This is a genomic window from Thermotoga maritima MSB8 (assembly GCF_000008545.1).
Taxonomy (GTDB): Bacteria; Thermotogota; Thermotogae; order Thermotogales; family Thermotogaceae; genus Thermotoga; species Thermotoga maritima.
This window is the reverse complement of record NC_000853.1, coordinates 804733-827120: the sequence shown is the minus strand read 5'-3', so window position 1 is coordinate 827120 and position 22388 is coordinate 804733. Positions and strand designations below refer to the sequence as shown.

Sequence of the window (22388 nt, the reverse complement as noted above, 5' to 3'; positions counted from 1 at the left end):
TCAATCGTAATGAAGAAGCCCGAGGCCTTTGATGAGAACAAAAGAAAACACAACGGCTAAAACAAACGTCACCACACTCATCACGATATTTCCCAGAGCTCCAAAGCTGAACCCACAGAACACAGCGTGCGTTGCTATCATGATGAAGAGAGCTCTTTTCACCCCGAATCTTCGAGAGAGCTTGTCGTACATGTGATTCCTGTCTCCTCTGAAGATCGATTTTTTGTTCCTGTACCTCCTCAGAACACTCGCCAGAAAATCCAAAAAGAAGATCCAGAGAGGAAAAATCATCGTGAGGAATGTATCGAAAGAGGCAAATCGATTCTGGGAAAGAACGATCGCGGATAGCAAAACAGCCATCAGATAACTTCCCGCATCGCCCATGAAGATCCTCGCGGGTGGAAAATTGAAAACAAGATAGCCAAGAGATGCACCGAGAAGGGAGAGAGAGAGGTTTTCGAAGAACACGCCTCTAACCAGAAAGAAATAGGAGAGCGCCGACAGAGCCACAAGACTTCCACAGAGCCCATCCATACCGTCCATCATGTTCACGGAATTTATGAGAACGACAACAAAGAACAACCAGAAAGTGGAAACCAGTAAATTGTCGAGGCCGATGAATCTCCACACGAGCAGAAGCGAAATGCCAAATTCTGCGATCAACCTTAAAAAAGGAGAAAGAGAGAACAGATCATCCATCAATCCCAGAGCAAGAGCGATCGATGCCGAAAGGAGAACCACCGTGTCGTTCCACAAGAACGGAAGGACCCCCACAAATATTCCCAGCCCACCCAGGTAAGGTGTTTCTCTCCCGTGGGGCTTCAGAACACCATCCGGCCTGTCCACGATGTTCAGTCTTTTCGCAACTCTTCCGAAGAACCAGACACCGAACAGACTCAAAAGAAAACTCAAAAGAAAAGCCATTCCTTCACCTCAGTTTCACGGTAACGAGTTTCTTCCCATCGACAGCGAGGTACTCGAAATTAAACTTTTTGAGTTCTCTCATGACTTCTTCTATTCCTCGACCTATATGTTGCGATTCGTGTGCGTCCGAACCAATCGTCACGACTCTCCCACCGAGATCGTAATACATCTCCACTATCCAGTAGTCCGGATTGGGTTTCCCGTGCTTGAAGAGACCAGCAGTGTTGATTTCAAGGGCCTTTTCGTTTTTCACGAGGAACACCAGAATCTTTTCTATCAAATCTCTGTTCGCTTTGAAATCTGCCTTCGCGTATCTTGCCGGATAGTCCAGGTGTGCAAGTGTGTGGAATTTCACCCTTTCCATCACAAAGAGCGTTCGCTCCAGATAGTCTCTTGCGAGCTCATCCGGTGGAAGGTTCTCATCGTACCGATGTATCCCAAGAAGAAGGTAGTCGAAACCATCGGGAAAAACCGCCTCTCCCACACCATCCCAGCTGATCTCCGCTCCCTTCGGAAGATCGTATTTCTCCATGGTGAGAAAGTACTCTTCAACGTTGAAATCGTGAACGAGTTCCCCGTTTTCGTATTCGTAGTGATCCGTGATACAGAAATGTTCGATACCGAGCTTCTGCACCTGAGAGATTATGTCGTCTATTTCCGCCTTTCCATCGTAGGAGAACGTGGAGTGAAGGTGCATGTCTATCATTGTGATCCCTCCAGGACTTTTCTCAAATAGACAAAAATCGGGTGCGGTGCTCCCACTTTGCTCTTGTACTCGGGATGAAACTGAACACCAACAAAGAAAGGATGATCTTCAAGCTCAACGGCCTCTATGAAGTCGGATTTCGCGGACACGACGAGCTTGTACCCTTCTTCTCCAGGTTTTTTGAACAGCTCCGGAAACGCTTCTTCGTTGGCTTCGTATCTGTGCCTGTGCCTTTCGTAGACTTCCTCAACTCCACCGTAAACTTCGTAGAGTTTCGTTTTTGGAAAAATTTTCACCTTTTGAGCTCCAAGCCTCATCGTACCACCGAGCTTCAATATTCTCTTCTGCTCCTCCATGAGATCCACAACAGGATAAGGTGTGTTCGGATCGAACTCGGTGGAATTGGCCTCTTTGTAGCCGAACACGTTGCGTGCGAACTCTATGACCATGAGCTGCATACCGAGACATATTCCAAGTATGGGCTTCTTGTTCTCACGTGCGTACTTTATGGCTTTTATCTTGCCTTCTACACCTCTTCTTCCGAATCCACCGGGTATGATGAGGGCATCGTATTCGTCGAGCACTTTCTTTACTTCTTCGTCGTTCATGTCTTCGAGCATCTGACTGTCCACCACGGTGGGCTTTTCTATTCCTGTCAAAAAGACCGACTCTATGATGCTTTTGTACGCGTCGTCCGTTCCAAGATATTTTCCAACGAGCGCTATCCTGTAGGGTTTGAAAGCTTTGGGATAGGACCAGTTGAACGTGGATTTTTTCAGCTCAACGTTCAACTTGGAAGCAATCTTCTCGTGCAAACCCATATCTCTCAGTATTTCTGGAACTTCATACACGTTCTTCGTATCGGGCAGGTTTATCACAAAATCGCGTGGAACACCGGAGAAAAGAGCCACCTTGTTCATACTGGGGACATCGAGGGGAAACTCGCTCCTCACGATGACCATATCCGGTGTGATTCCTATCCTTCTCAAAAGCTGAACGGATTGTTGAGTGGGTTTCGTCTTGAACTCGTTGGTCGTCCGAAGGTAAGGAACGTACGTGACGTGAGCGAAAAGGAAGTTTTCCTTTCCTTCTTCCATCTGGAGTTCTCTCACAGCCTCCAGAAAGACTTCCCCTTCGATGTCTCCAACGGTACCTCCTATCTCGACCACGAGGAGTTCCGCCTCGAGCGCCCTTATTCTGTCTTTTATCTCCTCAGTGAGATGCGGTACGATCTGGACGGTGTTCCCAAGGTATTTTCCCTGTCTTTCCTTCTCTATGACACGAAGGTACACCTGCCCCGCTGTCATGTTGTTCTGCCTCGTCATGTCTCTTCCAAGGAATCTCTCGTAGTGACCGAGGTCCAGATCCGCCTCGTAGCCATCCTCGGTGACGAAGACTTCTCCGTGCTGGTTGGGATTCATGGTACCAGCGTCCACGTTGAGATAAGGATCGATTTTCAACACGTTCACATCGACACCGTGTTCTTTCATCAACCTCGCTAAGGAAGCCGAGAATATTCCCTTCCCAATACCGCTGAGGACTCCTCCCGTCACGATCACGTATTTCTTCATCCTATTCCCTCCTTCTCCTCAATATGTTATCACCTGGAGAGTAAATTTCTCATTTCCTTAACATGAGAGAACATCGGGATTGTAACCCAATGTGAGATTATGGTATAATCATGCCAGATTTTTTTGTCAGGAGGTGGTATTTTGAAGCGGGTAGTTATCACGGGTATGGGTATCGTGAGTCCCTTTGGTGTTGGAAAAGAGAGAAATTTAGAAGGACTTAGAGAAACTAAAGTAACGATAGATCGAATATCTTCTTTTGATGCTTCTAACCTTCCCGTCCAGATCGCCGCAGAGGTGAGAGATTTCAAACCGGAGGAGTACATAAATCCGAAACTGGTCAGGAGAACAGACCGTTTCGTTCACTTCGCTCTGGTCAGCGCGAAAGAAGCTGTGGAAGACGCCGGTATAAACTTCGAACCGTACGCCGACAGGACAGCCACCATCATAGGATCCGGCATGGGAGGATTTCTGACGCTCGACAGCGAGAACAACAAATTCCTGAGTCAGGGTCCAAGCAGAGTCAGTCCGTTCCTGATTCCGATGATCCTCATCGATATGGCTTCCGGTGTCGTTGCAATGGAATACGGACTGAAAGGACCGAACTTCTCTTCTGTAAGCGCCTGTGCTTCATCCCTCCACGCGGTAGCTCTCGGTGCTCTCCTCATAAGACACGGATACGCGGATGTGGCAGTCGTCGGGGGAACCGAGGCAACGATTGCTCCACTTCCCATCACCGGGTTTGCCAACATGAGAGCACTCTCAAGGAGGAACGACGATCCAAAGCGTGCTTCTCGTCCGTTCGATAAAGACAGAGACGGCTTTGTGATGGGTGAAGGCGGTGCGGTTCTCATACTCGAAGCCGAGGAAGTGGCAAAATCGAGAGGAGCGAAAATTCTCGCGGAGATCAAGGGAGTGGGTATGACGGACGACGCGTACCACTTCAGTGCTCCAGATCCAGAGGGCAGAGGGGCAGCAGAAGCCATGAAACTCGCCCTGAAAGAATCCAGTCTGGCTGTCGAAGACATCGACTACGTGAGCTGTCACGCCACAAGCACACCAGCAGGTGATGAAGCGGAACTCAAAGCGATAAAGAAAGTCCTTGGAGAACACGTAAAGAACGTCGCCATAAACTCTTCGAAAGCCCTTATAGGACATCTCCTTGGTGCCGCCGGTGCTTCCGAACTCGTTCTTGCCATCCTTCAGATGCAGAACTCTTTCGTCCACGGCATGCCGAACCTTGACAATCCGATCGACGAAGCGAAAGGAACCGGCCTTGTCGGTAAAGAACCCGTTCAGATGGAGATCAAAAACTTCATAAAGAACTCCTTTGGTTTCGGCGGGCACAACGTGTCCATCGTGGTGGGGAGGTATGAATCATGAACATAGATTACGTGAAGTCGATCCTTCCGCACAGGTATCCATTTCTCCTAGTTGACGGTGTGATAGAAGAATCAGAAGACAGGATCGTCGCCTTCAAAAACATCAGCATTTCTGATCCCGTCTTCCAGGGACATTTCCCGGAGTATCCGATATACCCGGGTGTTCTCATCGTAGAGGGCCTTGCTCAGACCGCTGGAATTCTCCTTTTGAAGAGTGTGGAAGGAATTCCTCTGTTTCTCGGAATAGACGAAGCGCGTTTCAAGAAGGAGGTACGTCCGGGTGACAGGCTGATCTACGAAGTGAGAAAGCTCGGTGAAAAACTCGGCACGGTTCAGGTGGAAGGAGTTGCAAAGGTCGATGACAAAATCGTGGCGAAAGCCAGGCTTTTGCTGGGGGTGAAAAAGAAATGACCGTGAGAACAAGAGTGACAGATCTTCTGGAAATAGAGCATCCAATCCTCATGGGTGGAATGGCCTGGGCGGGAACTCCCACCCTCGCAGCAGCGGTATCGGAGGCGGGAGGACTTGGAATCATCGGATCCGGAGCCATGAAGCCGGACGACCTGAGAAAAGCGATCTCCGAACTCAGACAGAAGACGGACAAACCCTTCGGTGTAAACATAATCCTTGTCTCTCCGTGGGCGGACGATCTCGTCAAGGTGTGCATAGAAGAGAAAGTACCCGTCGTCACGTTCGGTGCGGGAAACCCAACGAAGTACATAAGGGAACTCAAGGAAAACGGAACAAAGGTGATACCCGTTGTCGCCTCCGACTCTCTGGCAAGGATGGTGGAAAGAGCGGGAGCGGATGCGGTGATAGCGGAAGGGATGGAGTCCGGTGGACACATAGGTGAAGTCACAACCTTCGTTCTCGTCAACAAAGTCTCCAGGAGTGTGAACATCCCCGTGATCGCAGCGGGAGGCATCGCCGACGGAAGAGGTATGGCAGCCGCCTTCGCACTCGGAGCGGAAGCCGTTCAGATGGGAACCAGGTTTGTGGCGAGTGTGGAAAGCGACGTGCACCCGGTTTACAAAGAAAAGATCGTCAAGGCTTCCATAAGAGACACCGTTGTGACGGGAGCCAAACTTGGACACCCCGCGCGCGTTCTCAGAACTCCCTTTGCAAGGAAGATCCAGGAGATGGAGTTTGAAAACCCCATGCAGGCTGAAGAAATGCTGGTGGGAAGTCTCAGAAGAGCGGTCGTTGAAGGCGATCTGGAGAGAGGATCCTTCATGGTGGGACAGAGCGCCGGCTTGATCGATGAGATAAAACCGGTGAAGCAGATCATAGAGGATATCCTGAAGGAGTTCAAAGAAACGGTGGAGAAGCTGAGGGGGTACATCGAAGAGTGAGGCAGCTCATAAAGGCAGGGATTTTCACAGCTCTCATCGTGGTGGGGGCATGGATCTCGATCCCTCTGGGGCCTGTTCCCTTTACCCTTCAGGTGTTCTTTGTCTTTCTTTCAGCGTACGTTCTGGGAAAGAAATACGGAACTCTTGCAGTTGCAACGTACGTTCTGCTTGGAGCCATGGGACTTCCCGTCTTTGCGAATTTCAAGGGTGGTGCGCAGGTCCTTGTGGGACCAACTGGTGGGTACCTCTTCGGATTCATCCTCGGAGCGTTCGTGATCGGCCTTCTGGCTGAAAAGAAGGAAAGTTTCGCCTGGTATCTCGCTTCCGGGGTAGCAGGACTCGGCATCATCTATGCGCTCGGTGTCTTTGTATTGAACTTCTACGTTCACGATATCAGGAAGGCAATTTCCGTGGGATTCGTTCCCTTCGTCTGGTTCGATCTGATAAAACTGGTCGTTGCTGCTCTGATAGCGCTGAGGCTCAAGAAACTGGAGGTGGAACGGTGAGAGCGTTTGTCTTTCCCGGACAGGGATCGCAGTACTCTGGAATGGCGAAGGATTTTTCCGTTTACGAGTCTTCGAAAGAAATATTCGAAAGATCGAAAAAGGTACTGGGCTTTGATATCACGGAGATCATGAACGGTGACGAAGAAACATTGAAACTCACAGAGAACGCCCAGCCTTCGATCTACATAACGAGTTACATCGCTTTTCTCGAGCTGGAGAAGAGAGGTATCCTGCCCGATGTTGTGGCAGGACACAGCCTCGGAGAGTACACCGCCCTGGCAGTGGCAGGAGTCTACGATTTCGAGACGGGGCTTTATCTTGTGAGAAAAAGGGGAGAGTACATGTCGAAGGCACTGGAACCGGGGAAAGGCACGATGGCCGCTGTCATAGGGCTCAACATTGAAACCATAGAAGAAGTGGTGAACTCTATCGAAGGGGTTTACATAGCGAACTACAATTCCCACGATCAGGTTGTGATCAGTGGGTTGAAGGAATCGGTGGAAAAGGCAATGGAGATTCTCAAAGAGAAAGGAGCTCGCCGTGTCGTGGAACTCATGGTTTCAAGCCCGTTTCACACACCGTTTCTGGAGTACGCCAGGGAGAAAATGAAGGAAGAAGTGGAGAAGGTGGACTTCAAAAAGCCGAGATGGCCCATCGTTATGAACTCGACAGCAAAACCAACGGAAAATCCTGAAGAGATAAAGAGGAACATAATCGAACAGATTACAGGGCCGGTTCTGTGGAAACAGTCGGTTGACACCATGAAAAAAATGGGAGTAACCGAGTTCGTTGAAGTTGGTCCAAAGACCGTTTTGAAAAACCTGTGTAGAAGAATGGGAGCGAACGCAAAGCACTTCACGGAAATTCTTTCAGAATGAACACACCGTTCACGAGGGCAGGTACTGTTTTGAAAAGATCCTCAGTCGTGCAGAATTCGATATCGTTTTCGAATCCAAGAGAAATCAGCCTTTTTGCGTGGGAGGAGTGTTTTTTGATCTCCTCCCTTGTGTTTTCCACGGACTCAAAATACCTCTCCGCCGCGTGAGCGCCGTCCCCAAGATCGTTTCGCTTTAGCCTCTTCACTATCGCGCCAGCGAGCAGAAAATCTTCCAGGGAGAATCTGCCGTTCGTTCCAGCACACACGAGCAGTATGTCTTCTTTGCTTTTCAAATACTCAACGACCGCTGACAAATTCAAAAAAGAAGCCGCTATTATCTCTTCACTTCTGATTTTCTCTATCACCTGAGTGCCGTTTGTGGTCGTGAGAACGATGGTTTTTCCTGATATCTTTTCCTTCCTGTATTCCAGAGGGGAATTTCCAAGGTTGAATCCTTTCGGTTTTTGTGCGTTCCTCTCTCCGCAGATCAGAACACCTTCTTTTTTCTTCTCCAGAGCCTCTTCGATGGTTTTCACGGGTATCACACCAGAAGCACCGTTCGAAAGAGCGGTCACAATGGTGCTAGTTGCCCTCAGAACATCTATCACAACCGCCGTTCTACACTCCACAGGTGAGCATGGTGCCATTACAACGTCTACCATACCATTGCCCTCTCCAGCATCTCGTCGAGGTCATCTGTGTTGAACGGATCGTAAACGGGAAGATCCGTTTCGAAGCCTCCGTTGAGAGACACCCCACCTATCACCTTCGCGTTAGAGAGAGTCTCTATCAACCTTCTTTCCTCTTCAAAATCCGGTTTTTTTGGAATTTCCGGGAAAGATTCAAAATGGTCTCTGCTCGGATCGTGAACCAGGAAAACCACGTCAGGATTGGAACCGTACAGAAGGCCGAGGGTGACCTGGCCGTAAGCGGGATGTCTCAGGGCTCCTTGTCCCTCCACGAAGACGATCTCTTTTCCCGTTTTTTCGAGTTTCAGAACAGCTTTTTCCACCACACCGGAAACGAAATCCGCGGGAACAGCGTCGATCACGTACCCCGCATCCGCTCCTATGAGGATCCCTGTCTGTCCTGTTGCGAGAAAACCCGCTTTGATCCCCTTCTCCAGAGCTCTTTCCCAGAGCTGAACAGCGGTGGTTCTTTTACCTACCACGCAGTCGGTTCCGAATACACCGACGACTTTTATCTTCTTTCGGTATATACCTCCCCTGAGAACGTCGAGCTCGAGAGGTGGAATGCGAATGTCTATTATTCTCGTACCGTTTTCATGGGCAATCTTCAGAAATTCTGTTTGCTGTGAGATTTTGAAATGAAGACCAGAAATGACATCCATACCGAGTGAGAGTGCCTTTTTTACGAGTGTCGCTATCTGCTCTTCCAGATATCCACCAGGATTCGACACTCCAATTATCAGAACCTCAGCTCCCATTTCTTTCGCCTTTTCAACAGAGGAGACCACGGGCACGTCGTATCGAACGGGCTTCACAAAGTCACTCGCCATCTTCCCTTCGTGTTCCGCGACTACACAAACGGGTTTGAAGAGTCTGCTGTGCCTTAGAAGTCCATAGGTGGTTTTGGCATGAGCTGTTCCCAGCTGTCCCCACGCCACGATCGCCGCTGGTGTGCCGGGCTGGTATAATTTCCAGAGATCCATTCTCTTTCCCTCCGTTTTTTAAAAGATTCTACCATGGGAGGTTTCCGCTTTGAAGATAGCCGTTGTGGGTGGTACTTTCTGGGATATCTTCATCTTCGGTGAAAATCCACACTCTTCGACCATAAGGGAATCACCGGGAGGATCCGGCCTCAACGTGGCCTATGGCCTGTTCCTTTTGGGTCACACCGTTGACTTCTACTCGAACATTGGGGATGACTGGAGGGGAAAACAAATAGTAGAACTCTTGGAAAAAGCAAGTTTTGACACCTCACATATGTCCACTATTCAGGGTGGAAAAACTGGAATCTTCATCGCCCACAACGACAAGCCCCTCGCCGTCGATCCAGGTGTGAACAGAAAAGAGATGAAACTGCCCTCTTTGAGCGAATACGACCTTGTTTTCGTGACTGGAGAGATTCCAGAAAAAACGATAAGAAAGATCTGTGAAAACACCAAAAACGTGATTCTGGACGTGGGACCAGGTGCAAGATTCGACACCAGCGATTTGAACGCTCTCGTGATAGGAAACGAGCGCGAGTGTTCTTTCAGAAAGTGCGACGTTGTGAAGATGGGTTCGAAAGGGGCAAGATGGGGAGAAGTGTACGTTCCAGGAAACGGCATTTCCTATCCTCACTCGATCGGACTGGGAGATCTGTTCGACATCGTCTTCGTGCACCATCTTCCCCTTGGAAAGTCAAAGAAAGAAATTCTCGAAGAAGCCGTGAAGTGCTCTCAGATTCTCGGTCAAAAAGAAAATGTGACCCCCTTTGAGAGGATCTCATTCCTCGAGCCGCTCAGCACGAAAGACGATACGCTTGAATGCCCAGATGAATCCAAAGACGCTTCCCACCACGGTGGCTAACAGGATCGAGAAGAACATCAGGTGAGAACCCGTTGAAAGAGCGTATCCGAGCACACCGACAACCCCTATGGCCACAAGCTGCAGAAGGAGTATTTCAGGACCAGAAAAGACCTTCGCCGGATTCGTGAGGCTTCCAGTTTTTTCCCACTTAGAAAGAAGTAGCCCAAGAGCCGAGATGAAAAGAAACAGACTCAAACCCGCCGGTGCGAAGAAAATGTAGAACACCTGCTTCTGATAAATTGCCAGAAAGATGACAAAAGCAGAAACGACAGCCGAGTTCAGCAGAGATGAAACGAGTATCTTCGAAATCATCACTTCACTCGTCTTGACGGGTAAAACCTTTGGGAGAGGCCACACTTCCATTTCCTTTCTCCACAGCATAGCGCTCATCGTCGCATTGTAGAGCGCTGCGATCCCGATTGCAAAGATCAACCCAAAATCGGGACTTCCAACGAACGTCATGAGAACACCAAAACCGATTGGGTACAAAAGAAGGTAGAGCGATCTTTCTTCCCGGAGGAGCGTGATGAGATCCTTCTTGAAAAACCCCTTACCCGGAAACCGCGTGGGTTTTTCAACGGGCATTCTTTCTTTACGCAGGACAGGTTCGAACATGACAGTTGTGGAAATCACCCGAAAGACGAGGAAAGTTCCAAGACATATCAGAATTTCATAGAGAAGAAAGATCGGATTTTCTCTTGAAAAAACAGCGTACGCGAAAACGTTCCAGTTTGAGATGAACCATCTTCCAAAAGATACGGAGAAATCAGGAAGGTTGACGAGTATCAGAAACAGGAACACGGCAAGAAGTTGAATCAGCGAGTAAAGCTTCCGTGACAGCGAGGTTCTCAAGAGCCTTCCAAACAGAACTGAAAGAATGGCTCCCCCGAGGAGCAGAAAAACGGTGTGAAACACTCCGGTGACGAAGGGCATCCAGTTGTTCATCAAAAGAGAATACATGAAGAAATTAAGAACCATCATTATGAGAATGAAGGACTGATAGAAGAGGGATATCAACAGCTGATAGATCACTATCGTGCTCCTTTCAACGGGAAGGGTGAGCAGAAACTCGATCTCTCCCTCCAGAACGAGCGAATTGGAAAGATAAAAAGACACACCGAGAAGAAACATCACAGAAAACATGGTGGTCGAAAAAGAAAGTGAAGCAGAGAAAGCTTCTTCTCCGAACTCTTCGAGTATCGCTTTGAAATTGTTCCCCATGAGTGAGTAGAACAGAAAACCCGTCATCAAAACAGAGATGAGAACAGAGTACAACCCTTTCCTCCCACGAGCCGGAGCGTATCTGAGCAAAACAGAAAGTTTTCTCATAGAAATTGTCTGCGGAGACCCATCCCCTTCAGAGGATTGGGAGGAAGCAGACATGTGTACCACCTCCAGATTTAATTTCACAGCTCCTTTATGATCTCTTCTATCTCTTCTCCCTCCGCGGTGAGCTGGAGGAACAGATCCTCCAGACTGGCTTCTTTCTGACCGGCGAGCTTTCTGAGCTCTTCCATGGTACCTTCCGCTATCAGTCTGCCCTTGTTTATAATGCCTATCCTATCGCACATCTTTTCTGCGATCTCCAATATGTGGGTGGTGAGAAATATTGCGGCTCCCTCGTCAGCGTACTTTCTCAAAAGGAGTTTCAATATCCTTGCACTCTTCGCATCGAGCCCTACCGTCGGTTCATCGAGAAATATCACCTTCGGCTTTCTCATGAAAACGCTGACCAGCATGAGCTTCTGTTTCATACCGTGGGACATCTCACCGACCCTTTTTCCGAGATAATCCACTTTGAAGGCCTCGCAGAGCTCCGCTATCCTCTTATCGATCTCTTCTTCTTTCAGATCGTAAATCTCGATGATGAAATCCAGAAACTCCTTCCCCGTCAGATGCGAATAGATCTTTGGCTCGTCTGGTATCACACCGATACTCTTCTTTATCTCGATCTCGTGGGTGCTCATTTTCATGCCGAGGATTTCCACTTCTCCTTCCGTTGGTTTCAAAACTCCGGTGAGCATCTTTATTGTGGTGGTTTTCCCCGCACCGTTCGGTCCCAAAAAGCCGTATATCTCCCCCGGCCTCACCGAAAGATCGATGTGATCGACCGCGGTGAAATCCCCGAACTTCCTGGTTAGCCCCCTTGCAACTATCAAAGAAATCAGCTCCCTTCTTTCACTGTCCACTGGCCGCTGACCAGTTTCACCCCAAGATACACGAAAGGTGTGTCGATCAGTGCCATGATCAGCTTCACCACATACTGGGAAAAGATCATCTGAACAAGCACGTTCCCCGGAATCGTTCCAGCGAACGCCACGGTGATGAAGGTGAGCGTGTCTATGAACTGGGAGACCATCGTGGACAGGTTGTTTCTGAGCCACAGGTGTGATCCTCTGGTGATCTTCTTCCAGAAGTGGAAGGCCCAGACGTCGTGAGTTTGTGAAAGGATGTAAGCCAGAATACTCGCGAGCACGATCCTCGGAGTTGATCCAAAAACCTTCACGAAGGCTTCGTTGTTTGCAAAGATGGAAGCGGGAGGATAGAAAACCGCAATCTGGGAGTAGATCACCAAGATCAGAGACGTGAAGAATCCCGTCCAGACCATCTTCTGGGCTGTTCTTTTCCCATAGACTTCCGATACGATATCCGTTACGGCGAACGTGATAGGGTAACACAAAACCGCCACCGGGACAAGGAAAGGCCCTATGTTCACCAGTTTTCCTGCGATCACGTTGGATATGGTCAAAGCAGAGACGAATATTCCCGTCAGGAGAATGAGCTTTTCATTCGACTTCTCCACTCTTTTTCCCCTCCAGTGAACCCATCTGAGTGGTTGTCTTTATGCCACCCCTTATGTTGTAGATCACCGTGACCCTGATTCGGTCGGTTTTGAGAAGATTCTTCAAATCTTCGTAGATTCTCTTCGTTGCTTCTTCCTGGTATATACCAACGTTTCTGAAGCTGACGAAGTAGTACTTCAAAGATTTGAGTTCGACGATCTTTCCACCGTCCGGGTAATACTCTATGATCACTCTCCCGATGTCTGGAAGACCGGAGAAGGGACAGACTGCGGAGAACTCGTCGGTCTCTATCTTTATGTACTCGTCTTTTCCATCGAAATCGATCGCTTCGAGAAAGTCTGTCCTTATCGCATCGTGCCCTTTGAAGTCGAAGATCCTTCCCTCTGCCTTCGGCATAGGATCACTCCCTTACCATGAGTTTTATTTTTTCAAGAACCTCTTTTGGATTTCTTCCGAACACCCTTATCATCGCTTCTTTTCCCCACCAACCTTCATCATATATCACATCTGGAGGTGATTTCAACTCCGCTATCGCCTGTTCGATCATCCACACCATGGACTGCCCCTCTTTCTCCTGAACCTCCTTCGGCTCTTTCGACCGATCGTAGTGGAAAACCTTCAACCCTCTTTTCTTTGCCCTTTCAACGTACTCTCTTTCGTAGCGAACGTTCACCACACACCTCATATGAGGATGATACCTCATCATCGTGACAGCCATACGTGCCGTGTGAGATCTGTCTTTGAAAGAAGCACAGGACACCGCCACCGCTTTTCCTTCTTTGAGTCTTATCCTTCCGGGGAACTTTCCCACCTCGAATTCGTTCTTCGCCCACGGGAGAGCGTAGGAAACGTTCTGCCCCACCTCCGGCACCGTGAGATGGCCGATCTCGAGGAACTCTGGAAGAATCTCATCGAGTGTGTTCAGAGTGTCGTACCTGTACCAGTCCCGAAGGAGTTTTTCCGTCTCCACCACACCTGAGGATCTTTCAAGAATTTTTTTCAAAAGTTCCATGGCGGATCTGATGGCCTCTTCCACCGGATAGCTCATCGCTAAAAATCCCGAAACGGCACTGGAAAAGGCACAACCTGTTCCATGGAACTCTCCAGGAACTCTGGGAATTTCAAAAACGAAATCTCTATATTTCACTTTCACCGTGTTGCCTTTTTCGTGCCCGCCAGTGACGATGAAGTTATTGTATTCGCCGAGTTTTTTCGCTTCTTCACTGTTCAAGATCACGTAGTCAGCGTATTCCACGAATTTCTTCACTTCCTCCGGATCCTGAAACCCGAAACCCGAGGACGATTCGAGTACCACGTTCCAGACGATCGCTGAATCCGGGAACATTTCCCTCAGTCTTTTCACCGTCTCCGGTGCAGAGAGTCCTACCTTTATCACCCGCGGAGGTGTCAGGACTTCTATTTCTTTTCTCATTTCTTCCCAGTCTCTGAAGTTCACTGAAAACACCCGGTTTTCGTTCTGCACGGTCAGAGCTGAGATCACCGCATGAGTTTTCACACCGAGAGCCGAGAGAACCTTCACATCTTGAATTATCCCCGCACCTCCCGAAGGATCGAAACCCGCAACTACAAGAACCATTAGAGATCCCTCCAGTATTCGAAGAGTTTTTCCAGACCTTCTTCACATTCCGGTGTCGGCTCCAGAACGAAATCCGCGTCGAAATCCTTTATGAACTCCAGCACTTCAAGAAACTCTTTCGATTCACCCCAGGGAGCGTGATGGCATTTTTTGTAGGTTTCGAAATCCGCGTAGTAAATGTGAAATTCTTCTACAAAATCAGAGAGTTTTTCTATGAATTCGATGGGAGAAAAACCGTAAACCTCAGCGTCTAGAAGAAGATGGCCGATGTCAACGCACATCTTACAACCTGTGTTTTCAAGAAAGGTCCTGTAATCTTCAGCGGAGTGGAAATGATCGTTTCCATAAACGTTCTCCACTCGAACGCTGATGACACCCGCAAGCTCGGAGAATTCTCTCTCCACCTCTCTGTAAACAGAAAGCCAGTTTTCTTTCTGAAGGGCATTTGGGAAGTGAATTATCATGTATTCTGCGCCGATCTTCCTGGCAAGCTCAGCGCATTTTTTGTTCACAGAAAAGGTGTCCTCTCTTTCTTCCTCGTTCAGAGAGGTCGGATTCGGATGGTGGTATCTGTACCTGTAGATGAAAGGAGCGTGGATTCCAAAATTTTTGTCGTGAAAAAAGCGGAGGACCTTCTCGAGGTCTTCCGCCTTGAAAAAACCCAGTTCGTAAAGTTCTGCTTTCGGGAGTGCTTCAAGCAGATCGGGATTGCTTCTTATGATGCTCGTGGATACACCTTTTCTCAAGAGAACTCCTCCGCTATCTTTATCGCACAGAATGGTCCACACATAGAACAGCCTTTGTCGGGGTACGGTCTTTCCTCGTATTTCTTCTTCGCAACGTCCTTTCCCAGCGAAAGGCTGAACATCGTCTCCCAGTCGAAGTTCTTTCTTGCGAGGGCCATCTTTTTCTCAAGCTCCCAGGCTTTTTTGTTTCCGCGCGCCACATCCGCGACAATAGCCGCTATCTTAGAGGCTATCACACCTTCTCTCACGTCTTCAACATCCGGAAGCGAGATGTGCTCTGAAGGAGTCACATAACAGAGGAAATCGGCTCCGTAGTAGCCAGCCAGCGCACCACCTATCGCGCAGGCTATGTGATCGTAGCCCATGGCTCTGTCCGTTGGAAGAGGTCCCAGAAGGAAGATGGGGGCTCCTTTTCCGATCTTTTTCATGAGCCTCACGTTCATCTCCACCTCGTTCAGAGGAACGTGCCCCGGCCCTTCCAGCATCACCTGGACCCCTTTTTCCCTCGCTCTCTCCACGAGTTCTCCCATCACGAATAGCTCTTCGAACTGCTGGGCGTCGCTCGCGTCCACCACAGCTCCGGGTCTCATGCCGTCGCCAAGACTCAGAGTGATATCGTAGTCTTTTGCGATGTCCAAGAGTTCATCGAAGTGTTCGTAGAACGGATTTTCCTTGTTGTTCTTTATCATCCATCCCGCGATGATCGCTCCGCCTCTACTCACGATCTTCAAAACCCGCCTTGAACTTTTTATCCTATCAAGCACCCTTCTCGTCACACCGACGTGGATCGTCATAAAGTCTATGCCATCTTCCGCGTGTGCTATGACCATATCGAAGAAGTCCTTCTCCGAAAAATCCACCACGTTCTTTTTCATCTGGTAACTCCTCACGGCGGAATCGTATATGGGCACCGAACCAACTGGAACGGGCGACATCTCCACGATGGCCCTTCTGATCTCCCTCAGGTCCCCCCACGTGGAGAGGACCATGAGGGAGTCAGCACCGTATTCTATCGCCACTCTTGCCTTTTCCTTTTCCTCTTCGAGCGAAGAAAATCCCTGGGAGGTTCCTATGTTCGCGTTCACCTTCACACTGAAACCTTCTCCAACGATCATTGGCCTTTCTATCCTGTGGAGTTTGTTCTTTGGAAGAACCGCTCTGCCTTCCGCAAGTTTTTGCCTGACGATCTCGACATCCACTCCCTCGTACTCCGCCACCTTTTTCATCTCGTCGGAAACAACACCCTTTCTGGCCATTTCCATCTGGGTCATGATATCACCTCAACCTTTCACTCACGATTCTCGCCACTTTCTGACCGGACAGAATCATTCCACCGAAGATGGGACCCATCCTCGGTCCGCCGTGAACAGCGCAGACCGCCATCCCTGAGACGAGAAGCCCCGGGAAGATCTCACCGGTGTTATCTACCACGAATTTTTCCGCTTCATCGGCGTCCATAGGAAATTCTGTTTTCATCTCTACGAGACCTCTCTTTGCAAGAAGTGAAACCACGTTCGCGGGGTGACCGGTGCCATCCACAACGAACGAAGCCTTCACTGTTATGGGATCGACGTGCAACCCGAGTCTCACCGTTGGACCCCAGTTCACCACCACTCCACAGACCCTACCGTTCTGGACTGCCACATCTTCAACCGAAACGTTGTTGAAGACAATGGCTCCTGCCTTCGTTGCTCTGTAGAGAAGTCCCGAAGCGAAATGCACGGAATCCACCACTATGTGGTCTTCTTTCACTTCGTATTCGATTTCTACCTCCTTCAGAAAGTTCTCGAGTTCTTTCTCCAGCACGATCTCGTTGAACATCATTCCTCCACCCCAGATACCGCCTCCCGGGGTGTTTCTCTCTTCGAACACGGCCACTCTGAAACCATTCTTTGCCAGCTCGTACGCTGCCGTGAGACCGCTCGGTCCCGCTCCCACGATCGCAACATCCAGCTCCAGACTATTTCTGAGTTTTTCAAAATACCTCTCAACGATGAGTCTGGAGATCAACACATCTCTCATAGACACACCTCCTTAGTAAAAATAAAAACCTCCGCCGAGCGGAGGTTTTTTATTTCCTCCTTCCCCGATCCCTCCGCCGGCATTACCCGGATCAGGTTCTTGGGGTCGAGGACTTCCGTCCTCCTCTCAGCCCCGGAATAGGAGCTCCCCCTGGGGAAGGTTTTCGATATTCATTTTTTCAACCTCAATTTTAAAGGATTTTTGTGTGATACAATTTAAATGGAGGTTTCATTTTAGAAAGCGTTCAACGGAGGTGAAAGGAAATGGCAGATCAGTACCACGAACCAGTTTCCGAACTCACGGGGAAGGACAGAGACTTCGTGAGAGCTCTGAACAGCCTGAAAGAAGAGATAGAGGCGGTCGCCTGGTACCATCAGAGGGTTGTCACCACGAAAGACGAAACCGTGAGAAAAATACTCGAACACAACAGAGACGAGGAGATGGAGCACGCAGCAATGCTACTTGAGTGGCTGAGAAGGAACATGCCCGGCTGGGATGAGGCACTCAGAACTTACCTGTTCACGGACAAGCCGATCACAGAAATCGAAGAAGAAACGTCCGGTGGATCAGAAAACACGGGTGGAGACCTCGGCATAAGGAAGCTCTGAAAGGGGTGGTGAACATGGAATTTCTGAAAAGATCCTTTGCTCCTCTGACAGAAAAACAGTGGCAGGAGATAGACAACAGAGCAAGAGAGATCTTCAAAACACAGCTCTACGGAAGGAAATTCGTCGATGTGGAAGGTCCCTACGGCTGGGAGTACGCTGCCCATCCACTCGGGGAAGTTGAGGTGCTTTCAGACGAGAACGAAGTGGTGAAGTGGGGATTGAGGAAGTCTCTGCCGCTCATCGAACTGAGGGCAACGTTCACTCTCGATCTGTGGGAACTCGACAACCTCGAGAGAGGAAAACCGAACGTGGATCTTTCCAGCTTAGAAGAAACGGTGAGAAAGGTTGCGGAATTTGAAGACGAAGTGATATTCAGAGGATGTGAAAAATCGGGTGTTAAAGGCCTTCTTTCCTTCGAAGAGAGGAAAATCGAATGTGGAAGCACACCGAAAGACCTCCTCGAAGCCATAGTGAGGGCTCTTTCGATCTTCTCAAAAGATGGTATAGAGGGCCCTTACACACTCGTCATAAACACGGACAGATGGATCAACTTCCTGAAGGAAGAGGCAGGGCATTACCCCCTCGAGAAGAGAGTGGAAGAATGCCTCAGGGGTGGCAAGATCATAACCACACCGAGAATCGAGGATGCCCTCGTCGTTTCTGAGCGTGGAGGGGATTTCAAATTGATCCTTGGACAGGATCTCTCGATAGGGTACGAAGACAGGGAAAAAGACGCGGTGAGGCTTTTCATAACGGAGACGTTCACTTCCAGGTTGTCAACCCGGAGGCCTTGATTCTTCTAAAGTTCTGATCTGGTCCGCTCCTCGGGGCGGACCTTTCGATCAAAGAACGTCCAGTTTTCCCTTCGCCCACGTTCCCACTACTTTCCCCGCAATCGCAACTATTCCCAATATTCCAGAATTTTCTCTGACATCTCTCAAGAACTTTGGAATGTCATAGGAGTTTCTCACGGAATTTTCGAACGAATCTATTACCCTGTCACATATCGCTTCCTCTTTTCCAAGAACGAGAATTCCTTTCTCTCCAGTGAATACTCCAGTGACGCACACAGACGGTGTGAGTTCAGGGAAGATCTTAACACTTATGCCTTCAAAGAAATGAACCACGATCGGCTGTGATATCTTCAGGAAGAACTTCCCATCTCTTTCCAGAGCAAAATCAGACTCTTTGAGAGCATCCACGAGGATCGCTCCGTTCTTTTCGAGGGGAGATCCGTTCAGTGAAAGCTCTTCCGGAAGAACAGCAGATCTATCCACCAAAAGCGTGTATCCGTTCTTCAAGCCCACTCTCTTGAACCTTCCCGACGCAAGGACAGGAGCTCCTGCAGCAACCCTCATCTCCTCACCTCCCTATAAAACAAAAGGGGCCGACCATTCGGCCGGCCCCTCGATTTCAGACTCACTGCTCACACGAAAACCCCCGGTCCTTCGAGGGGCCGGCTTTTGATCGTAGTGCACATTATCATATCGCTGAGAATTCCCTGCTCAAAGAGAACAAAACTATCCATCGTCTCACCTCACAAAGATACGATACCACCGCACTGTTAAATTCATGTTGCTTCTTTCATTAAATTCATGATCTCCCTTTCACTCGTCTCAAAAACACCTATCGCCCAGTCGGAAACACCGCCTATCCATATCACTCTTCCTCCATAGACGACGAGCCCACACCCGAATATCACCCTTATTCTGTCTCCGTACTCCTCAATCACACCTTTTGGTGAGAGAACGTAATTCGTGGTACCGAGGAGCCTTCCCCTGCCATCCACGAGTGCCAGACCGTTTTTGTAGGTGAGATCTTTGAGAACAGCGTGCCATCCCACCAGATAACCTTCCTTCACTTCAACAGTGTTCGTTGACCATCCAACTTTCGTCTCCCACTCTTCCGGGAAAAAGACGGGATCGAGCGAATACAGATCTATGTAACTTCCTTCGAGCCTTCCTCTCCAGCAGACCTTGGCATCACCAACCGTCAATCTCGTCAGGATAACCTTCGACTCCACAAAAGAACTGTCTTTCATGGAAACCGGCACATACTCACCCAGCGTACTTTTTATCGATATGTATCTCTTCTCAATCAAGTTCAGATCCTCATCGAGAACGGCGTACGCAAGAAAATCGGTGTGGGGCTTTCCTTCCTGTGACCAGTCTTTGTATCCTTTCGCTGTGTAGAGAAGCTCGAAACGGGAATTTCTGAAGAACACCCTCGGATCTTCGCACCCCAGAAACTCCTGAATATCTCTCGGCCAGAATACAACTTCCATTTCCAATGGTTTTTTTACTTCTCCATTCAACAGATCGTCGATGTTCACTATGAAATGACCAATAGACGAAACGTACTTGTAGTAATCGAAAATCAAACGGGGAAAAACATGAAGTGCTTTGCCAACGAGAACCGCTCCAGGATTGAACACAGCCACCGGATTTCTGGGATAGTTCGTGATGACGAAATCTTTTGGGAAAAAGTAAGTCACCCGATTGAACACATCGATCGTCTCATCTTTCCTCAGGGATCTTTTTCGTGCCAGTGCTTTTCCGAGGAGCTCTTCCACCATCTCCTATTTCCCCCCTTGAAACCTGAAGGGGAGGTCCCCTTCAGGCCAGCTGGTCCATCATCTTTCCGTAGAGTTCTCCTGCGATTCTCACGAGCTTCACGTTCAGACCCGTTTGCTGATAAAGGGAGAAGAAGAGTATCTGCTCCATCTGCTCTTTTGTCATGACAGGAGAACTACCAGCTGTTGAAACGGGGGTAGTGCGCTGCTGAGCATAACTTTGATAAACGGGGTTGTAGCCGATCCCTTCTACTCTCATGGTATCACCCCTATTTTCTTATCGGAAAAATCATCGAGATGTTTATTTTGAAAGACGCTCGAGCGCTTCTTCTATTTCTTCGTAGGGTGGTTCCTTACCTGGATCTTCGGAAACCCAGGAATAAACTATCGTTCCGCCTCCGTCTACCACGTAAACAGCCCTCTTCGCAGCGGTGTAGCCGGGGATATTCAGAAAGTTCTCGTGGACACCACCGTACTGTGAAGCCACCCTTCCGCCGAAGTCGGAGAGCAGATCGAACGTGATGTGGTTTTTCTCAGCGAAGGCCTTGTTTGCGAACGGACTGTCCACGCTGATTCCAAGAACCACCGCGTTGAGTCTGTTAAACTTGGAGAGAGAATCCCTGAACGTGCAGAGTTCTTTCTCACAAACACTCGTGAACGCTCCTGGATAGAAAGCAAGCACAACGTTCTTTCCAGAAAAATCGGAGAGTTTCACCATTTTCAAATCGGTGTTCACCAGCTCAAAATCGATCGCCTTATCGCCTGATTTCAACATGAAAACCACCTCCAGTTAGGCTGAACTTACCCATTAGAATTCTACCACGAAAGGGGATCATCTATGAAATACGAAAAAATAGCCTTTTTCAGGTTTTTCGGTAGATTGAACGATTTCTTCAGAAATAGTGAAAGAATAAAAACTCATCGCTTCACGGGTTTTCAGACGGTGAAGGACAGAATAGAAGCCCTTGGAGTTCCACATGTGGAAGTGAGCCTCATCACACTGAACGGAAAACCGGTCGGCTTCGATCATATGGTGGAAGATGGAGAACTCTTCTTTGTGTATCCAGAGTTCCAGAACATAGAAATTCCTGAAGACTGGCTCGTCACTCCCAGATACATAGGTGAACCCCGTTTTGTGCTCGATATACACCTTGGAAAATTGGCACGGCTTCTCAGAATGCTGGGTTTTGAAGCGGTTTTTGGTGAAGAAAGCGACGAAAAACTCTGCTGGATGGCGGTGAAAAAGAAAGCTATCCTTCTGTCCAGAGACACGGGTCTTTTGAAAAGAAAAGAGCTCGTCTTCGGTTACTACGTGAGAAACACGGATCCGAAGGAACAACTGGTGGAGGTGGTGGAAAGATACGATCTGAAGAAGTGGATGAAACCCTTCACCCGATGTATCGAATGTGGTGTGGAACTCGAAGAAGTACCAAAAGAAGCTGTGAAAAACAGAGTTCCTCCAAAAGTCTATGGATTCTTCAACGAGTTCGCTCGCTGTCCGGTGTGTGGAAGAATCTACTGGAAAGGGTCGCACTACGATCACATGGTGGAGTTCATAAAATCGAACATAAATAAGGGATGATTAACATGAAAATACTTTTCTTACTTTTTCTGGTGACCGCTTCCCTGCTTCTCATGATGGGAACCAGCTGTGAATCGAGGGTTCAGGTGCCGGTGCCTCTTCCCAAAGTGGATGTCGAAATGCCGAAGGTGGACCTCGGTTTCAAGGTAGTGGAACCAACGGGAACAGAGGATTTCTTTGAAGATTTTGAAGCTTACGGCCAGGGTCAGGTTGCCCCGTTTGGGCCCTGGAAGGTACTTGGAAAGGCTCCACACGTTGAGGAAGGAGTCCAGGCAGGTAAAACCATAGGCAAGGTCCTCAAAGTGATCATAGACCGTGGAGTCTTCACTCCAGGAGAGTGGACAAACTTTATCCTCGAGTGCAACCTGAAGAGAGAAGGATCTGCAGAGGGAAGAGTGTACTTCAGACTGTCCGAAGATGGAAAGAAAAGTTTCTACGTGATTTTCTCAGAGTGCGGTATATCTCTTCACAAGTTCGCAGGAAGTATAGACATGAAGATAGCGGAAAACAGTAGTTTCAAATTGAGTGACAGAACCCCAACCACGCAAGCCATCCCCCTTCAGGGGGATAGGTTTGTTGTGGTGTTAATTATCTTATGATATAATTGA

At 48.8% G+C, this 22388-nt stretch carries 27 protein-coding genes and 1 riboswitch; of the genes, 10 read left to right on the top strand and 17 right to left on the bottom strand.

The window, feature by feature from the left end:
* From TM_RS04120 to TM_RS04110, 3 genes are read right to left on the bottom strand one after another with little or no spacing between them, the layout of a single operon-like run.
* The gene (locus TM_RS04120) at positions 1–924 is read right to left on the bottom strand and encodes a glycosyltransferase family 4 protein (protein ID WP_004080858.1); all 924 of its coding nucleotides are present in this window, start codon (positions 922–924) and stop codon (positions 1–3) included.
* A gap of 4 nt (positions 925–928) precedes the next feature.
* Positions 929–1630 carry a PHP domain-containing protein gene (locus TM_RS04115; RefSeq protein ID WP_004080859.1) on the bottom strand — a complete coding sequence of 234 codons (702 nt, stop codon included), beginning with the start codon at positions 1628–1630 and terminating at the stop codon, positions 929–931.
* The gene (locus TM_RS04110; RefSeq protein WP_004080860.1) at positions 1627–3201 is read right to left on the bottom strand and encodes a CTP synthase; all 1575 of its coding nucleotides are present in this window, start codon (positions 3199–3201) and stop codon (positions 1627–1629) included. The genes TM_RS04115 and TM_RS04110 overlap by 4 nt, the downstream gene beginning before the upstream one ends.
* Positions 3202–3342: 141 nt before the next feature.
* Between TM_RS04110 and fabF the strand changes: the two genes are divergently transcribed.
* Genes fabF through fabD form a run of 5 tightly spaced genes read left to right on the top strand, consistent with a single transcriptional unit; the run spans position 3343 to position 7316 of the window.
* The gene (gene fabF / locus TM_RS04105; protein WP_004080861.1) at positions 3343–4581 is read left to right on the top strand and encodes a beta-ketoacyl-ACP synthase II; all 1239 of its coding nucleotides are present in this window, start codon (positions 3343–3345) and stop codon (positions 4579–4581) included.
* A complete protein-coding gene (fabZ, locus tag TM_RS04100; RefSeq protein WP_004080862.1) occupies positions 4578–4991 on the top strand; it encodes a 3-hydroxyacyl-ACP dehydratase FabZ in 414 nt (137 codons plus the stop codon). The genes fabF and fabZ overlap by 4 nt, the downstream gene beginning before the upstream one ends.
* Positions 4988–5932, top strand: a complete 945-nt coding sequence (gene fabK / locus TM_RS04095) for an enoyl-[acyl-carrier-protein] reductase FabK (RefSeq protein ID WP_004080864.1) — start codon at positions 4988–4990, stop codon at positions 5930–5932. The genes fabZ and fabK overlap by 4 nt, the downstream gene beginning before the upstream one ends.
* Positions 5929–6438 (top strand): biotin transporter BioY, encoded by a 510-nt coding sequence (locus TM_RS04090; protein WP_004080866.1) that lies wholly within the window; start codon positions 5929–5931, stop codon positions 6436–6438. The genes fabK and TM_RS04090 overlap by 4 nt, the downstream gene beginning before the upstream one ends.
* Entirely contained in the window at positions 6435–7316 is an 882-nt protein-coding gene (gene fabD / locus TM_RS04085) for an ACP S-malonyltransferase (protein WP_004080868.1), read from the top strand. Before TM_RS04090 ends, fabD begins: the two co-directional genes overlap by 4 nt.
* Here the strand turns inward: fabD and TM_RS04080 are convergent.
* A complete protein-coding gene (locus tag TM_RS04080; protein ID WP_004080870.1) occupies positions 7294–7977 on the bottom strand; it encodes a 2-phosphosulfolactate phosphatase family protein in 684 nt (227 codons plus the stop codon). The genes fabD and TM_RS04080 overlap by 23 nt on opposite strands.
* A complete protein-coding gene (locus TM_RS04075; protein ID WP_004080873.1) occupies positions 7971–8987 on the bottom strand; it encodes a DUF1611 domain-containing protein in 1017 nt (338 codons plus the stop codon). Before TM_RS04075 ends, TM_RS04080 begins: the two co-directional genes overlap by 7 nt.
* A gap of 49 nt (positions 8988–9036) precedes the next feature.
* Between TM_RS04075 and TM_RS04070 the strand changes: the two genes are divergently transcribed.
* The gene (locus TM_RS04070) at positions 9037–9849 is read left to right on the top strand and encodes a carbohydrate kinase family protein (protein ID WP_004080876.1); all 813 of its coding nucleotides are present in this window, start codon (positions 9037–9039) and stop codon (positions 9847–9849) included.
* Here the strand turns inward: TM_RS04070 and TM_RS04065 are convergent.
* The 8 genes from TM_RS04065 to TM_RS04030 are packed head-to-tail and all read right to left on the bottom strand — an operon-like array spanning position 9766 to position 17018.
* Positions 9766–11232 carry a hypothetical protein gene (locus TM_RS04065; RefSeq protein WP_004080878.1) on the bottom strand — a complete coding sequence of 489 codons (1467 nt, stop codon included), beginning with the start codon at positions 11230–11232 and terminating at the stop codon, positions 9766–9768. The genes TM_RS04070 and TM_RS04065 overlap by 84 nt on opposite strands.
* Before the next feature lie 23 nt (positions 11233–11255).
* Positions 11256–12008: an ABC transporter ATP-binding protein gene (locus TM_RS04060; protein WP_004080881.1), complete on the bottom strand. Its 753-nt coding sequence runs from the start codon at positions 12006–12008 to the stop codon at positions 11256–11258.
* A 5-nt stretch (positions 12009–12013) separates the two neighbouring features.
* On the bottom strand, positions 12014–12652 hold the full coding sequence (locus tag TM_RS04055; protein WP_004080883.1) for a queuosine precursor transporter: 639 nt from the start codon (positions 12650–12652) through the stop codon (positions 12014–12016).
* Complete coding sequence (gene queF / locus TM_RS04050; protein WP_004080885.1) at positions 12636–13049, bottom strand: preQ(1) synthase; 414 nt, start codon at positions 13047–13049, stop codon at positions 12636–12638. Before queF ends, TM_RS04055 begins: the two co-directional genes overlap by 17 nt.
* 4 nt (positions 13050–13053) lie before the next feature.
* On the bottom strand, positions 13054–14250 hold the full coding sequence (locus tag TM_RS04045) for a thiamine-phosphate synthase family protein (protein ID WP_004080887.1): 1197 nt from the start codon (positions 14248–14250) through the stop codon (positions 13054–13056).
* Positions 14250–14996 carry a sugar phosphate isomerase/epimerase family protein gene (locus TM_RS04040; protein WP_004080890.1) on the bottom strand — a complete coding sequence of 249 codons (747 nt, stop codon included), beginning with the start codon at positions 14994–14996 and terminating at the stop codon, positions 14250–14252. The genes TM_RS04045 and TM_RS04040 overlap by 1 nt, the downstream gene beginning before the upstream one ends.
* Positions 14993–16267: a phosphomethylpyrimidine synthase ThiC gene (gene thiC, locus TM_RS04035; protein WP_004080892.1), complete on the bottom strand. Its 1275-nt coding sequence runs from the start codon at positions 16265–16267 to the stop codon at positions 14993–14995. The genes TM_RS04040 and thiC overlap by 4 nt, the downstream gene beginning before the upstream one ends.
* 4 nt (positions 16268–16271) lie before the next feature.
* On the bottom strand, positions 16272–17018 hold the full coding sequence (locus TM_RS04030; RefSeq protein ID WP_004080893.1) for a sulfide-dependent adenosine diphosphate thiazole synthase: 747 nt from the start codon (positions 17016–17018) through the stop codon (positions 16272–16274).
* A 51-nt stretch (positions 17019–17069) separates the two neighbouring features.
* Positions 17070–17179, bottom strand: a riboswitch (TPP riboswitch).
* A 102-nt stretch (positions 17180–17281) separates the two neighbouring features.
* Here TM_RS04030 and TM_RS04025 point away from each other — a divergent pair.
* Both TM_RS04025 and TM_RS04020 read left to right on the top strand, forming a co-directional pair.
* Entirely contained in the window at positions 17282–17626 is a 345-nt protein-coding gene (locus TM_RS04025) for an encapsulin-associated ferritin-like protein (RefSeq protein ID WP_004080895.1), read from the top strand.
* A 14-nt stretch (positions 17627–17640) separates the two neighbouring features.
* Positions 17641–18420 carry a family 1 encapsulin nanocompartment shell protein gene (locus TM_RS04020; RefSeq protein WP_244261697.1) on the top strand — a complete coding sequence of 260 codons (780 nt, stop codon included), beginning with the start codon at positions 17641–17643 and terminating at the stop codon, positions 18418–18420.
* Between the two features lie 48 nt (positions 18421–18468).
* Here the strand turns inward: TM_RS04020 and TM_RS04015 are convergent, their stop codons facing one another.
* The 4 genes from TM_RS04015 to TM_RS04000 all read right to left on the bottom strand — a co-directional run bounded on the left by TM_RS04015 (position 18469) and on the right by TM_RS04000 (position 20973).
* Complete coding sequence (locus TM_RS04015) at positions 18469–18984, bottom strand: hypothetical protein (RefSeq protein WP_004080901.1); 516 nt, start codon at positions 18982–18984, stop codon at positions 18469–18471.
* Between the two features lie 212 nt (positions 18985–19196).
* Complete coding sequence (locus TM_RS04010) at positions 19197–20201, bottom strand: glycosidase (RefSeq protein WP_004080903.1); 1005 nt, start codon at positions 20199–20201, stop codon at positions 19197–19199.
* A 40-nt stretch (positions 20202–20241) separates the two neighbouring features.
* Positions 20242–20457, bottom strand: a complete 216-nt coding sequence (locus TM_RS04005; protein ID WP_004080906.1) for a hypothetical protein — start codon at positions 20455–20457, stop codon at positions 20242–20244.
* Between the two features lie 42 nt (positions 20458–20499).
* The gene (locus tag TM_RS04000) at positions 20500–20973 is read right to left on the bottom strand and encodes a peroxiredoxin (protein WP_004080908.1); all 474 of its coding nucleotides are present in this window, start codon (positions 20971–20973) and stop codon (positions 20500–20502) included.
* 63 nt (positions 20974–21036) lie between these two features.
* Between TM_RS04000 and TM_RS03995 the strand changes: the two genes are divergently transcribed.
* Both TM_RS03995 and TM_RS03990 read left to right on the top strand, forming a co-directional pair.
* Entirely contained in the window at positions 21037–21780 is a 744-nt protein-coding gene (locus TM_RS03995; protein WP_004080909.1) for a Mut7-C RNAse domain-containing protein, read from the top strand.
* 5 nt (positions 21781–21785) lie between these two features.
* Positions 21786–22379, top strand: coding sequence for a hypothetical protein (locus TM_RS03990; RefSeq protein WP_015646123.1), 594 nt, complete (start codon positions 21786–21788; stop codon positions 22377–22379).
* Positions 22380–22388 lie beyond the last annotated feature (9 nt).

Excerpts from the sequence above, each read along its gene's own strand:
- fabZ (WP_004080862.1), top strand. The coding sequence starts at position 4,578 with ATGAACATAGATTACGTGAAGTCGATCCTTCCGCACAGGTATCCATTT.
- TM_RS04065 (WP_004080878.1), bottom strand. The coding sequence starts at position 11,232 with ATGTCTGCTTCCTCCCAATCCTCTGAAGGGGATGGGTCTCCGCAGACA.
- thiC (WP_004080892.1), bottom strand. The coding sequence starts at position 16,267 with ATGACCCAGATGGAAATGGCCAGAAAGGGTGTTGTTTCCGACGAGATG.
- queF (WP_004080885.1), bottom strand. The coding sequence starts at position 13,049 with ATGCCGAAGGCAGAGGGAAGGATCTTCGACTTCAAAGGGCACGATGCG.
- TM_RS04080 (WP_004080870.1), bottom strand. The coding sequence starts at position 7,977 with ATGGTAGACGTTGTAATGGCACCATGCTCACCTGTGGAGTGTAGAACG.
- TM_RS04000 (WP_004080908.1), bottom strand. The coding sequence starts at position 20,973 with ATGTTGAAATCAGGCGATAAGGCGATCGATTTTGAGCTGGTGAACACC.
- TM_RS04075 (WP_004080873.1), bottom strand. The coding sequence starts at position 8,987 with ATGGATCTCTGGAAATTATACCAGCCCGGCACACCAGCGGCGATCGTG.
- TM_RS04045 (WP_004080887.1), bottom strand. The coding sequence starts at position 14,250 with ATGGTTCTTGTAGTTGCGGGTTTCGATCCTTCGGGAGGTGCGGGGATA.
- TM_RS04005 (WP_004080906.1), bottom strand. The coding sequence starts at position 20,457 with ATGAGAGTAGAAGGGATCGGCTACAACCCCGTTTATCAAAGTTATGCT.
- TM_RS03990 (WP_015646123.1), top strand. The coding sequence starts at position 21,786 with ATGAAAATACTTTTCTTACTTTTTCTGGTGACCGCTTCCCTGCTTCTC.
- fabK (WP_004080864.1), top strand. The coding sequence starts at position 4,988 with ATGACCGTGAGAACAAGAGTGACAGATCTTCTGGAAATAGAGCATCCA.
- TM_RS04020 (WP_244261697.1), top strand. The coding sequence starts at position 17,641 with ATGGAATTTCTGAAAAGATCCTTTGCTCCTCTGACAGAAAAACAGTGG.
- TM_RS04030 (WP_004080893.1), bottom strand. The coding sequence starts at position 17,018 with ATGAGAGATGTGTTGATCTCCAGACTCATCGTTGAGAGGTATTTTGAA.
- TM_RS04110 (WP_004080860.1), bottom strand. The coding sequence starts at position 3,201 with ATGAAGAAATACGTGATCGTGACGGGAGGAGTCCTCAGCGGTATTGGG.
- TM_RS04015 (WP_004080901.1), bottom strand. The coding sequence starts at position 18,984 with ATGAGGGTTGCTGCAGGAGCTCCTGTCCTTGCGTCGGGAAGGTTCAAG.
- TM_RS04010 (WP_004080903.1), bottom strand. The coding sequence starts at position 20,201 with ATGGTGGAAGAGCTCCTCGGAAAAGCACTGGCACGAAAAAGATCCCTG.
- TM_RS03995 (WP_004080909.1), top strand. The coding sequence starts at position 21,037 with ATGAAATACGAAAAAATAGCCTTTTTCAGGTTTTTCGGTAGATTGAAC.
- TM_RS04115 (WP_004080859.1), bottom strand. The coding sequence starts at position 1,630 with ATGATAGACATGCACCTTCACTCCACGTTCTCCTACGATGGAAAGGCG.
- TM_RS04120 (WP_004080858.1), bottom strand. The coding sequence starts at position 924 with ATGGCTTTTCTTTTGAGTTTTCTTTTGAGTCTGTTCGGTGTCTGGTTC.
- TM_RS04025 (WP_004080895.1), top strand. The coding sequence starts at position 17,282 with ATGGCAGATCAGTACCACGAACCAGTTTCCGAACTCACGGGGAAGGAC.